The sequence below is a fragment of the Lentzea guizhouensis genome, from assembly GCF_001701025.1.
Lineage (GTDB): Bacteria > Actinomycetota > Actinomycetes > Mycobacteriales > Pseudonocardiaceae > Lentzea > Lentzea guizhouensis.
This window is the reverse complement of the sequence record NZ_CP016793.1, coordinates 3,928,864-3,940,527: the sequence shown is the minus strand read 5'-3', so window position 1 is coordinate 3,940,527 and position 11,664 is coordinate 3,928,864. Positions and strand designations below refer to the sequence as shown.

Genomic DNA, 11,664 nt, shown 5'->3' with positions numbered 1-11,664 from the left:
CAAACCGTAGGGGTCCGAACAGCCGCTCCGACACCCCGTCCACCAGGTGAGAACGCTTAGGCTGATTCCCATGCGCACAGCTCTCGTCGGCTACGGACTAGGTGGGGCCGCCTTCCACGCCCCGTTCATCTCCACGACCCCCGGCCTCGACCTCGCGGCCGTCGTCACCTCGAACCCGAAACGCCAGTCCGAGGTCGCCGAGCGCTACCCCACCGCCCGCCTCCTCTCCTCCCTCGACGAGGTCTGGTCGGGCGACTTCGACCTGGTCGTCATCACCACCCCGAACCGCTTCCACGCCACCCACGCCCGCCAGGTCCTGGAACACGGCCTCAACGTCATCGTCGACAAACCCTTCGCCGCCTCCGCCGCCGAGGCCCGCGCCCTCGCCTCCATCGCCTCCTCCCGCAACCTCCTCCTGATCCCCTTCCACAACCGCCGCTGGGACGGCGACTTCCGCACCGTCCACAAGCTCCTCACCTCCAACGCCCTGGGCAAGGTCCACCGCTTCGAGTCCCGCTTCGAGCGCTACCGCCCAGAGATCAAGTCTTCTTGGAAGGAATCCGGCGACCCCGCCGACCTCGGCTCAATCCTCTTCGACCTCGGCACCCACCTCATCGACCAGTCAGTGGCCCTCTTCGGCCGCCCTACCTCCGTCTTCGCCGAAATCGCCACCGTCCGCCCCACCGCCCGCGCCGACGACGACGTCTTCCTCTCCCTGACCCACGAGGGCGGCGTCCGCTCCCACCTCTGGATGAGCGCCCTGGCAGCCGACCTCGGCCCCCGCTTCCGCGTCCTGGGCCACGACGCCGCCTACGTCAAATACGGCATGGACCCCCAGGAGGAACGCCTCAAGGCAGGCGAAACCCCTGGAGCCCCCGGCTGGGGCGAGGAACCGGAGTCGGCCTGGGGCACGCTCGGCGGCAAGCCCCACCGCACAGAACCCGGCGCATACCAGGACTTCTACGCCGCAGTGGCGGCAGGAACGGCCCCGGTGACCCCGCAGGACGCCGTGACGGGCCTGGAAGTCATCGAGGCAGCCCGTCAATCTGCAGCAACCGGCGACGCAGTCAGCCTCTAACAGAGGGCCGAAGGTCCGGCTGTACCTGGTATCGAGGGCCGCAGGCCCGAGCCGTCCCTCCCGAAGGGGGACGGAGTCCCCCCGAAACGCCGCAGGCGTTGCGCTTGAACCGCACGCCGCCAGGCGTGCCCTCACCCGCGCACCAACGGCGGGTGCAGCACCGAAGCCGGCCCTCTGCGGAACAACGCGGCCGGCCTCCCGCCGTCCCTCGTGGTGCTCTCCCCCGTGGCCTCCAACATCCCCTCCACCCCAGTCACCTTCCGGTGAAAGTTCCGCGGATCCAACTCCACCCCCCACACGATCTCGTACACCCTCCGCAACTCAGCCACCGTGAACTCCGCCCCACAGAACTCCGCCCCCAACGGCGTGTACTCCAACTTCGCCCGCGCCCTCTCCACCCCATCCCCCAAGATCCGCCCGTGGTCGAACGCAAGTGCCCCCACCCGATCAACCGGCACCCAAGCCGCCTCCGCCGCATCCGTCCCGGCAACCGGCACCGGCAAATCAGGCGCCAACGCCAAGTAAGCCACCGACACCACCCTCATCCGCGGATCCCGCCGAGGCTCTCCGTACGTCCCGAGCTGCTCCAGGTGCAGCCCACCCACCCCAGTCTCCTCACGAAGCTCCCGCGCAGCGGCGTCATCCACGGACTCGTCCACCCGCACGAACCCCCCAGGCAACGCCCACCGCCCCCGAAACGGCGCCTCCCCCCTCCTCACCAACAACGCACACAACGCATCGGCCCGCACGGTCAACACCACCAGGTCGACCGTCACAGCAAAGGGAGGGAAATCACTTGGCGAGTACACATCGGCCAGTATAGGGTTATCGTCAGATTGACGACAAGGAGACGAACCCATGGCCGACATCAGCACCTACCCCGGACTCCGCCACCTCCGCGGCACCCCCACGGTCCACATCAGACACATCCGCAACGGCGAGCTGGTCCACGACGGCACCGGCCTCAGCTTCTGGTTCCGCCCCCGGACCGCGGTCCTCAGCGAGGTCCCGGTCGACGATCGCGAGCTCCCCATGCTCTTCCACGCCCGCACCCAGGACTACCAGGACGTCACCGTCCAGCTCACGATCACCTACCGCTGCACCGACCCCGAGACCGCCACCGCCCGCATCGACTTCTCGATCGACCCCGACACCGGGACGTGGCGCCAGGACCCGCTCAGCCAGATCGCCACCACCCTCACCGAGAGCACCCAGCAGCACGCCCTCAAGATCCTCGCCACCCTCGACCTGCGGACCGCCATCCGCACCGGCGTCGAACAGGTCAAGCAGGCCATCACGGCGAACCTCACCGCAGCCCACATCGGACTGGAGGTCATCGACGTCCGCGTCGTCGCGATCCGCCCGGACGCCGACATGGAGAAGGCGCTGCAGACCACCATCCGCGAGAAGGTGCAGCAGGACGCCGACAAGGCCACCTACGAGCGCCGCGCCGTGGCCGTCGAACGCGAGCGCGCGATCAGTGAGAACGAGCTGCAGAACCAGATCGAGCTCGCGAAGAGGGAAGAGCTCCTGGTCGTGCAGCGCGGCGCCAACGCCCTCAAGAAGGCCGAGGACCACGCCCGCGCCAGCCGGATCGCCGACGACGCCAAGGCCGACGGCATCCGCAAGCTCGCCGAGGCCGAGGCCGCCGGTGAGAAGGCACGTGTGGAGGCCTACCGGGACGTCCCGCAGAGCACGTTGCTGGCGCTGGCCGTCAAGGAGCTCGCCGGCAACCTGCCGGAGATCGGCAGCATCACGCTCACCCCCGACCTCGTCCAGCCGATCCTGCAGCGGCTCGCGCGATGAGCCTCGCACCGCGAATTGTGCTGGTGCACCGGCGCATCGAGCTGACAGAGTTGCTGGCACGACACGGCACGCGTGGCCAGGTCGAGTTCTTCCTGAAGTCCCGCGACAGAACTCTCGATGAGGTGGTGGACCGTGACCAGCAGACCCGACAAGCGTTGGGAGAGGTCGGCGCCGCAATCCCGCTGGACTGGCGCCGCGGCGTCGTCGAGAGGGAAGACCTGTCGCGGTTCCTGTTCGCGCCCGAGGACGTAGTCGTCATCGTCGGGCAGGACGGGCTGGTCGCGAACGTCGCGAAGTACCTCGACGGCCAGCCCGTGATCGGCATCAACCCGGACCGGGGCGTGCTCGCCACGCACGCCCCGAAAGACGCCCGGGAACTCCTGCACAGCACGAAGAACACCGAGGACCGCACGATGGTCGAGGCGCGGTCGGACGACGGACAGGTCCTGCACGCGCTCAACGAGATCTACATCGGCCACCCGAGCCACCAGACCAGCCGGTACCGCGTGCACGGCGAACGCCAGGCCTCGTCCGGCATCCTCGTCGGCAGCGGCACGGGCGCGACCGGCTGGTGTTCCTCCGCCCACCGCGAACGCAAGAGCACGCTGACCCTCCCCGCACCGACCGAGCGCAGGCTCGTCTGGTTCGTCCGGGAGGCCTGGCCGTCGCCGAGCACCGGCGTCGAGCACACCGAGGGCGAGATCACCGACGGTCCGCTGCACGTCGACGTGGAGTCCGACGGGCTGGTGGCGTTCGGCGACGGCATCGAGTCGGACGCGCTACGCCTCGGCTGGGGTCAGCGGCTGAGCGTCGGACTCGCCGCCCGCCGGCTCCGCCTCGTGCGCTGAGCCGATCACCAGCAGGCACACGCCGGACAGCACGGCTCCGGCGATGAGGTAGACCGAGATCGCCCAGGTCCCGGTGCGCAGCAACGACTGCGCGACCAGCGGCGCCAGTCCGCCACCCAGCACGGCACCGAGCTGGAAGCTCAACGCCACACCGCTGTAGCGCACGCGGGTGCGGAAGAGCTCGGCGAAGTAGGCGGCGGACGGCCCGAACAGCGCGGCGGAGCCGATGAACCCGAGCACCATCGCGAAGGTGAACCAGCCCGCGTCCACGAGCCAGAACAACGGGAACGCGAACGCGGCCTGGAAGATCGCGCCGCCGAACATCACCGGCATCCGCCCGATCCGGTCCGACAGCAGACCGAACACCGGCACCGCCACCACCTGCGCCAGCGACCCGACGACCGTCGCGACCAGCAGGTCGTCCGCGGTGAACTTCAGCTCCGCCCGGCCGTAACCGATCATGAACACGCTCAGCACGTAGATGAAGATCGTGAAGCCGAGGTTCACGCCGGCGCCCAGCAGCACCACGCGCCACCGGGTGCGCAGCACCTCCGCGATCGGCAACCGCGACTTCTCCGCCCGCTCGAACCGCGGGCTCTCCGACACCCGCAGCCGGATGTAGAGGCCGATCCCGACCAGCACGATCGAGAACAGGAACGGCAACCGCCAGCCCCACTCCAGGAACGCCGTCCCGGACGCCCGCGACGACGCGTACATCGCGAGGTTCGCCAGCAGCACACCCGCCGGCGAGCCGATGAACACCCAGCTGCCGTACCAGCCCCACCGGCCGGGTGGCGCGTGTTCGACGGCCATCAGCGACGCGCCGCCCTGTTCACCACCCATGAAGAAGCCCTGCACGAGCCGCAGCAGCACGAGCAACAACGGCGCGAGGATGCCCACCTGTGCATAGGTCGGCAACAACCCGATCATCGCCGTGGACAGACCTGTCACCGAAAGGGTGACCACCAGCATCGAGCGTCGCCCGATGCGGTCACCGAGATGCCCGATCACCGCACCGCCCAGCGGCCGGGCGAGGAAGCCGGCGCCGAAAGTCGCGAACGCCAGCAGCACGCCGACGCGCGAGTCGAACTGCGGGAAGAAGATCTTGTCGAACACGAGCGCGGATGCCGTGCCGTACAGGAGGAAGTCGTACAGCTCGACGGTGTTGCCCACGGCCGATGCGAACGCTGCTTTGCGTACCCCCGTCATCGTTCCAGCCTGGTCGAGGGATTGACACTGCGCAATGGCCCGGTCACCCTTCGTCCTACGTTCCTACTCTTCAGTAACGAGGTAGCAATGACGCGCCGAGTGACTGTTGTCGCCCTGCTCACCGCCCTGGTCGCCGCGCTCCTGGCCCCGACCGCCTCCGCCGCTCCCCAGTACCGCAACTACGTCTCGCTCGGCGACTCGTTCGTGTCCGGGCCCTTCATCCCGCTGCAGAGACTCGACCCGCTGTCCTGCTTCAAGTCCACGCAGAACTACCCGTCGGTGCTCGCCCGCGAGCTGAAGATCGCCAACTTCACCGACATCTCCTGCGGTGGCGCGCAGACCAAGGACATGGCGGGCGTCCAGTCCGGCATCCCCGGTCAGTCCGTGCCGCAGTTCTCCGCGCTCAAGGCCACCACCGACCTCGTCACGGTGTCCATCGGCGGCAACGACATCGGCTTCTCCGACATCATCCTCAGCTGTGCCGCCAAGAGCGTGCTCGACCCGCTGGGCGCGCCCTGCAAGGCGAGCTACGGCGACGAGCTCGCCCAGCGCGTCGACGCCACCGCCCCGAAGGTGGCCGCCGTGCTCGCGGGCATCAAGCAGCGCTCGCCCAACGCCAAGATCGTCGTCGTCGGCTACCTGCGCATCCTGCCGCCGTCCGGTGGCTGCTGGCCGGTCGTGCCGATCTCCCGCGGCGACGTGCCGTACCTCGACGGCGTGCAGAAGCTCCTCAACGGAATGCTCGGCGCCCAGGCGCAGGCCGCCGGCGCCACTTTCGTGAACCCGTACGACATCAGCCTCGGTCGCGACACGTGTGCGGCACCGTGGGACAAGTGGGTCGAGGGCATCATCCCGACCAGCATCGCGTTCCCGGTTCACCCGAACGCCAGGGGCATGGCTGCGGTCGGTGAGCAGGTCGCCGCGGCGCTGGGTGCCGGGTCCGCCACGACGGAGCTCGCGGGCGTCTAGTTGCACTGAGTTCTCAGGGACCACACGATCCGGTGTTACCGCTGAGTTGATTGGAGTTCCGGGTCCTTGCCGCGCCAGAGTGGTGGCATGGCAAGGACCCGACTTCTGTTCGCCTGCCTCGCGCTCGCCGCACCGCTCGTCCCCGCGACGGCACAGGCAGCGCCTCTCCACGCATCCGGCCTGGTGCTGTCGGTGCAACCGGAGATGGGCGCCCTCAGCACCACGCAGCTGAACTGCGAACCCGCAGGCGGACTGCACAAGAACGCCCAGGAGGCGTGCGACCAGCTCACGCCGGTCGAAGGCGACTTCCGCAGGCTGCCGGACTCCGGCGCGCTGTGCACGATGGAGCTGAACCCGACCAAGGCGACGCTGCGCGGCAAGTGGCGCAACAAGAGGATCGACTTCCAGCAGGTGTACTCGAACCCGTGCGTGGTCCGCGCGTCCACCGGCAAGGTCTTCGACTTCTGAGATCCCCCTCAAACTGCGCCATCGTTGTTCCAGCGCACCGCCGTCGTGCTGGAACAACGATGGCGTTCTTCCCCAACCGGCCTGCCTGAGCCCCATCCCGTGCCTAGGCTGCGGATCATGGGGGACTTCCTCGTCTACACGATCGGCTTCCCGGTCACGTTCCTGTTGCTGGTCATGGGCATGGCCCTGGCCGCACGCCGGATCCTGGGCCTGCGCATCGGCCTGGTCCGCACGGCGCTGGCGTGCTCGCTGGCCATGTCGGTCGCGTCGAGCGCGTTCGGCGAGACCACCGCCGAACCGACGGCCGGGCTGGTCACGCTCCAGCTGGGCCTGTCCATCCTCGCGGTGATCGCCGTGCTGGCGTTCGCCGAGATCATCGTGCCGACCGGCTCCATCCCGCCGCCCACGGAGTGGTGGGGCATGCTGCGCCGCCGCATCGCCCGCACCCGGCGGTACTCGCGGATCACCGCGATCGCGTTCCGGCACGGCCTCGGCCCCTACCTGCGCGGGCGGGAACGCTCCGGCGAGGGGCTCCCCCGGTCGCTGCGGCTCGCGCTGCAGGACGCCGGGGTGACGTTCGTGAAGCTCGGGCAGGTGCTGTCGACGCGCTCGGACCTGCTGTCGCCGGAGTTCGTCGACGAGCTCTCCCTGCTGCAGGACAAGGTCCCCGCCGCGTCCTGGGAGTCGGTGCGCGCCGTGCTCGACGCCGAGGTCGGGATGGACGCGTTCACCTCGGTGGACCCCGAACCGCTGGCCGCCGCCTCGATCGCGCAGGTGCACCGCGCGGTGCTGAGGTCGGGTGCCGAGGTCGTCGTGAAGGTGCAGCGGCCGGGCGTGCGGTCGGTGGCGGAAGGCGACCTGGACATCGTGTCCCGGCTCGCCGAGACGCTGCAGCGGACGCGCTGGGGCTCGGCACTGGGCGTGCGGGACCTGGCGGCGGGGTTCGCGGCGGCGTTGCGGGAGGAGCTGGACTTCCGGGTCGAGGCGCGCAACATCGCGGCGGTGTCAGCGGTCGCGGACGCCTCCGTCGGTCTGCCGCGGGTCCACCTGTCGACCGCGCGCGTGCTCGTGATGGACCGCCTCGACGGCGTGCCGGTGCGCGGCGCGGCCGAGGACGAGGGACTCGCGCGGACGCTGCTGCGGTTCGTGCTGCGGCAGGTGATGCTCGACGGCGTCTTCCACGCGGATCCGCACCCCGGCAACGTCCTGCTGCTCTCCGACGGCCGCCTGGGCCTGCTGGACTTCGGTTCGGTCGGGCGGATCGACTCGGCGCTGCGCTCGGCGTTGCAACGGCTGCTGCTCGCCATCGACCGCGGCGACCCGGCCGGGCTGACCGACGCGTTGCTGGAGCTCGTCGCGCGGCCGGAGGACATCGACGAGCAGCGCCTGGAACGCTCGATCGGCCAGTTCATGGCCCGCCACCTGGGCGCGGGCATGCGGCCGGACGTGGAGATGTTCGGCGACCTGTTCCTGATCGTGTCGCGGTTCGGCCTGAGCATCCCGCCCGAGATCGCGGCCGTGTTCCGCGCACTGGCGACGCTGGAGGGCACCCTCGGCGTGCTCTCACCGGGCTTCAACATCGTCGTGGAGTCCCGGTCGTTCGCCGCCGAGCAGATCTCCGAGCGGCTCACCCCGGAGTCGGTCCGGCGCACGCTGACCGAGGAGCTGCAGGCCGTGCTGCCGATGCTGCGCAGGCTGCCGCGCCGGGTCGACCGCATCACCGGCGCGCTGGAACAGGGCCGGCTGGGCCTCTCGATGCGCCTGTTCGCCGACGAGCGCGACCGGTCGTTCATCACCGGCCTGCTGCACCAGGTGATGCTCACCGTGCTCGGCGCCACCGCGGGCGTGATGGCGGTGCTGCTGCTCGGCTCCTCCGGCGGGCCGCGGGTGGTGCCGGACATCGGGCTGTACCAGGTGCTCGGCTACAACCTGCTGATCATCTCGGTGCTGCTGGGCCTGCGCGTGGTCGTGACGGTGTTCCGGCCGCGGTCCTAGAACTGCCTGCGGTAGACGGAGGCGTCGTCCCGCCACACCCCGAACGGGTCCGGTGCGGACTGGACGATCGTCATCGGCGTGTCCTGGTGGAAGTCCAACGTGTACCGGTGCGGATCGGTCACCCCGACCCAGCACGCCCTCGATGCTGACGACCAGGCGCTCGCCGTCGAGCCTGAGGTCGTGGCGACCACAGCGCGGCGGAATGTCCCCGGTGTGAGCGCTGCGTGTCGGATCGAGCACCCAATGTCCAAGGAACGGCACGAAGTCGTCACTCATGTGTGTCTCCATCGCGCATCCTGCGCCGCTGGCGGATTGTCCGGCGCAACGCGGTGGGCGACCATCACCCGATGAGTTATGAGACGGGCGTGCGGTGGAAGTGGATACCGTTCGTCGTGCTCGGCTTCGTGCTGCTGAGCTGGATCGTGTTCGAGGCGCTCAACCTGATCGACTTCGCGGGGGTCGTCACCTGGGTGCGCGGGATCGACCCGGTGTGGGCGGCGGCGGCGATCTTCGCGCTGCTCGTCGTGGACGTGCTCCTGCCGGTGCCGTCCACGCCGCTCATCGTGCTCGCGGGAACGGCACTGGGCCTGCCACTCGGACTGGCGCTCGCCATCATCGGATCCCTGGGCTCCTCGGCCGCGGGGTACGCCCTGGGCCGCTTCGCCCGCCCCTGGCTGGTGCGCCGGGTGGTGACGATCGAGGAGCTCGCGGAGATGCGCCGGTGGGGCCGTCGTTTCGGGCCGTGGTTCTTCGGGGTGGCGCGCGGGATCCCGATGATGGCGGAGACGGTGTCGGTGTCGGCGGGGGTGTCGCGGGTCTCGTTCCGGACCTTCATGCTGTTCACCCTGGTGGGGACCTCGCCCATCTGCGCTGCCTACGTGTTCGCCGGGTCGCGGGCGGACACGGTCGAGCAGATCGTGTTGATCAGCGCGGTGGGCTTCCTCGCGACCGTCGGGGTGTTCTACCTCCTGCGGCGAATGGTGAAAACGTCGCCGTGAGGTTCAAAAAGCGCTTGCGTGCCGTGGTTGTATGAATGCAGGCCCGGTGCGCAGCAGAGGGTTACTTCGGTATCTCAGGTTCGACTCCTGAAGGCCGGCCAGTCCGGCTCTTCGCCCACTCCGGTGGGCAGTCACCTTCTGCGCCTTGATCTCGGGCCGCACGTCTTCCACACGTGTCCGGTGCGAAGTAGAGGGATACTTCACGGGGATCGGGAGGTGCGGGTTCGAGTCCCGCCCGCCGGGAGACCGGCGGTGGCTCAGTCCGGTGAGCGCCCGACAAATGGACCTTCTGCGATCCTGACCTCGGGCACGTGTGGAAAACGCCGCTCATAAAATTGAGTGGCGGGGCGTGGTTACATATATGTGCACCCGGTGCGAAGCGGTCGGATACTTCGTCTGCAAAACGCAAAGCCGTCCGCGACCTTGATCTCGGGAGCGCACAACTTCACATGTGTCCGGTGCGAAGCCGAGGGTTACTTCCACTCCTAATGGGCAGGTTGCGGGTTCGAGTCCCGCCAGCCGGATTCGTTCGTCCGGCTGTAGCTCAACCGGCAGAGCAGCAACATTCCTTCTGCGACTTGATCTCGGACACATCTGTGGTTGTGCGCTCCCCTTTTGCTTTCCCGAGGGGGAAGAGCCATGTCGAAGTTCAACATCCTGAAGGCCCGTCCGTTCGGGAAGAGCCCGATCACCTCGCAGCGCGCGGGCCGCACCCGCGAGGGCGGCGACGGGTACGAGCGCACCGTGCAGGGCGAGCTGTTCCTGCTGGCCGTGTCGAACATGGGCGGCGAGAAGACCTTCTACGAGGCAGGCGGCGCGCGCGACGAGCGGTACGCCGAGCTCGTGCACGCGGCGGCGCTGCAGGATCCCGAGTGGACCGCCCGGATGCTGGCGTGGCTGCGCACCGAGGCGAACATGCGCACGGCGTCGCTGGTCGGCGCCGCCGAGTTCGTGAAGGCACGCCTGGAGGCCAAGGCCGACACGGGCGTGACGAACCGCGCGGTCATCGCGTCGGTGCTGCAGCGCGCGGACGAGCCGGGTGAGCTGCTGGCCTACTGGACGGCGACCCACGGGCGGAACGTGCCGAAGCCGGTCAAGCGCGGCATCGCGGACGCGGTGCGGCGGCTCTACGACGAGCGCTCGGTCCTCAAGTGGGACAGCGACGCCCGCGGCTTCCGCGTGGCCGACGTGCTGAACCTCGTGCACCCGTCGCCGGTCGCCGACCGGCAGGGCGAGTTGTTCCAGCACGTGCTGGACCGCCGCCGGGACGCGGACGTGGCCGTGCCGGAGTCGCTGACGACCTTCCGGGCACGGCGCGAGCTGATGGCGTGGCCGGTCGAGGAGCGGCGTGCGCTGTTCGGGCGCCCGGACGCGGTGGACGTGCTGCGGCGCGCCGGGATGACGTGGGAGGCCGTGGCCGGGTGGCTGCAGGGGCCGATGACCGCGCAGGTGTGGGAGGCGCTGGCGCCGACCATGGGGTACATGGCCGCGCTCCGGAACCTCAGGAACTTCGACGAGGCCGGGATGTCGGACGAGGTCGCGGCGCAGGTCGCGGCCCGGCTGGCCGACCCGGGCCAGGTCGCGCGGTCGCGGCAGTTCCCGTTCCGCTTCCTGTCGGCGTACGAGACGGCGCCGAGCCTGCGCTGGGGCCACGCGCTCGACCAGGCGCTGCGGGCGTCGCTGAGCAACCTGCCGGCACTGCCGGGCCGGTCGCTGATCCTCATCGACACCTCGGGGTCGATGACGGGCATGGCGTACTCGGCGCGGTCGAAGGTCACGCCGGCCAAGGCAGCGGCCGTGTTCGGCGTGGCACTGGGAGCGAAGGGCGAGCAGGTCGACATCCGCGGCTTCGCGAGCGGCGTGTTCCGCCACGAGCTGCGGCGCGGGGCCTCGGTCATCAGCGAGGTCGACCGGTTCCTGAAGAGGATCGGTGAGGTCGGGCACGGCACCGACATCGTCGGTTCGCTGCGGAGCTCGTACCGCGGGCACGACCGGGTGTTCATCATCTCGGACATGCAGACGATCAGCGGTCCGCACGGCGCGCGCGTGACCGACGTCGTGCCGCGGCACGTGCCGGTCTACGGCTTCAACCTGAACGGGTACCAGAAGGGGGCGTTCGCGACGGGCACGGCGAACAGGCACGAGTTCGGCGGCCTGACGGACTCGACCTTCAAGGCGATCCCGTTGATCGAAGCCGGGCAGAACGCGGACTGGCCGTTCTGAACGGAAGGCCTGCACACGCACTGTGTGCAGGCCTTCCGCACATGCGAGCGCTAACTTTTCGTAAGTGCAA

At 69.4% G+C, this 11,664-nt stretch carries 11 protein-coding genes; 8 read left to right on the top strand and 3 right to left on the bottom strand.

The window, feature by feature from the left end; all coding sequences use genetic code 11:
* Window positions 1–70 precede the first annotated feature (70 nt).
* On the top strand, window positions 71–1,078 hold the full coding sequence (locus BBK82_RS19790; RefSeq protein ID WP_065916324.1) for a Gfo/Idh/MocA family protein: 1,008 nt from the start codon (window positions 71–73) through the stop codon (window positions 1,076–1,078).
* A gap of 131 nt (window positions 1,079–1,209) precedes the next feature.
* Here BBK82_RS19790 and BBK82_RS19785 read toward each other — a convergent pair whose 3' ends face one another.
* The gene (locus BBK82_RS19785; protein ID WP_237048275.1) at window positions 1,210–1,854 is read right to left on the bottom strand and encodes an NUDIX hydrolase; all 645 of its coding nucleotides are present in this window, start codon (window positions 1,852–1,854) and stop codon (window positions 1,210–1,212) included.
* Between the two features lie 82 nt (window positions 1,855–1,936).
* On the opposite strand from BBK82_RS19785, the gene BBK82_RS19780 reads away from it, so the two are divergent.
* Together BBK82_RS19780 and BBK82_RS19775 are read left to right on the top strand one after the other, a co-directional pair.
* The gene (locus tag BBK82_RS19780; RefSeq protein ID WP_065916322.1) at window positions 1,937–2,884 is read left to right on the top strand and encodes an SPFH domain-containing protein; all 948 of its coding nucleotides are present in this window, start codon (window positions 1,937–1,939) and stop codon (window positions 2,882–2,884) included.
* Window positions 2,881–3,732 carry a diacylglycerol kinase catalytic domain-containing protein gene (locus tag BBK82_RS19775; protein ID WP_065916321.1) on the top strand — a complete coding sequence of 284 codons (852 nt, stop codon included), beginning with the start codon at window positions 2,881–2,883 and terminating at the stop codon, window positions 3,730–3,732. The genes BBK82_RS19780 and BBK82_RS19775 overlap by 4 nt, the downstream gene beginning before the upstream one ends.
* Here BBK82_RS19775 and BBK82_RS19770 read toward each other — a convergent pair.
* Window positions 3,664–4,941, bottom strand: a complete 1,278-nt coding sequence (locus tag BBK82_RS19770) for an MFS transporter (protein WP_065916320.1) — start codon at window positions 4,939–4,941, stop codon at window positions 3,664–3,666. The genes BBK82_RS19775 and BBK82_RS19770 overlap by 69 nt on opposite strands.
* A gap of 87 nt (window positions 4,942–5,028) precedes the next feature.
* Between BBK82_RS19770 and BBK82_RS19765 the strand changes: the two genes are divergently transcribed.
* From BBK82_RS19765 to BBK82_RS19755, 3 genes are all read left to right on the top strand, one after another.
* A complete protein-coding gene (locus BBK82_RS19765; RefSeq protein ID WP_065916319.1) occupies window positions 5,029–5,910 on the top strand; it encodes an SGNH/GDSL hydrolase family protein in 882 nt (293 codons plus the stop codon).
* 87 nt (window positions 5,911–5,997) lie between these two features.
* On the top strand, window positions 5,998–6,378 hold the full coding sequence (locus BBK82_RS19760) for an SSI family serine proteinase inhibitor (protein WP_065916318.1): 381 nt from the start codon (window positions 5,998–6,000) through the stop codon (window positions 6,376–6,378).
* A gap of 117 nt (window positions 6,379–6,495) precedes the next feature.
* Window positions 6,496–8,373, top strand: coding sequence for an ABC1 kinase family protein (locus tag BBK82_RS19755; protein ID WP_065916317.1), 1,878 nt, complete (start codon window positions 6,496–6,498; stop codon window positions 8,371–8,373).
* On the opposite strand, the gene BBK82_RS55820 is transcribed toward BBK82_RS19755, so the two are convergent.
* Window positions 8,370–8,495: a hypothetical protein gene (locus BBK82_RS55820; RefSeq protein ID WP_257785473.1), complete on the bottom strand. Its 126-nt coding sequence runs from the start codon at window positions 8,493–8,495 to the stop codon at window positions 8,370–8,372. The two genes, BBK82_RS19755 and BBK82_RS55820, sit on opposite strands and share 4 nt — an antisense overlap.
* Window positions 8,496–8,720: 225 nt before the next feature.
* Between BBK82_RS55820 and BBK82_RS19750 the strand changes: the two genes are divergently transcribed.
* The gene (locus tag BBK82_RS19750; RefSeq protein WP_083268046.1) at window positions 8,721–9,371 is read left to right on the top strand and encodes a TVP38/TMEM64 family protein; all 651 of its coding nucleotides are present in this window, start codon (window positions 8,721–8,723) and stop codon (window positions 9,369–9,371) included.
* A 639-nt stretch (window positions 9,372–10,010) separates the two neighbouring features.
* Window positions 10,011–11,594, top strand: coding sequence for a TROVE domain-containing protein (locus BBK82_RS19745; RefSeq protein ID WP_065916315.1), 1,584 nt, complete (start codon window positions 10,011–10,013; stop codon window positions 11,592–11,594).
* Window positions 11,595–11,664: the final 70 nt, after the last annotated feature.

Excerpts from the sequence above, each read along its gene's own strand:
- BBK82_RS19770 (WP_065916320.1), bottom strand. The coding sequence starts at position 4,941 with ATGACGGGGGTACGCAAAGCAGCGTTCGCATCGGCCGTGGGCAACACC.
- BBK82_RS19750 (WP_083268046.1), top strand. The coding sequence starts at position 8,721 with ATGAGTTATGAGACGGGCGTGCGGTGGAAGTGGATACCGTTCGTCGTG.
- BBK82_RS19745 (WP_065916315.1), top strand. The coding sequence starts at position 10,011 with ATGTCGAAGTTCAACATCCTGAAGGCCCGTCCGTTCGGGAAGAGCCCG.
- BBK82_RS19790 (WP_065916324.1), top strand. The coding sequence starts at position 71 with ATGCGCACAGCTCTCGTCGGCTACGGACTAGGTGGGGCCGCCTTCCAC.
- BBK82_RS19755 (WP_065916317.1), top strand. The coding sequence starts at position 6,496 with ATGGGGGACTTCCTCGTCTACACGATCGGCTTCCCGGTCACGTTCCTG.
- BBK82_RS19775 (WP_065916321.1), top strand. The coding sequence starts at position 2,881 with ATGAGCCTCGCACCGCGAATTGTGCTGGTGCACCGGCGCATCGAGCTG.
- BBK82_RS19765 (WP_065916319.1), top strand. The coding sequence starts at position 5,029 with ATGACGCGCCGAGTGACTGTTGTCGCCCTGCTCACCGCCCTGGTCGCC.
- BBK82_RS19780 (WP_065916322.1), top strand. The coding sequence starts at position 1,937 with ATGGCCGACATCAGCACCTACCCCGGACTCCGCCACCTCCGCGGCACC.
- BBK82_RS19760 (WP_065916318.1), top strand. The coding sequence starts at position 5,998 with ATGGCAAGGACCCGACTTCTGTTCGCCTGCCTCGCGCTCGCCGCACCG.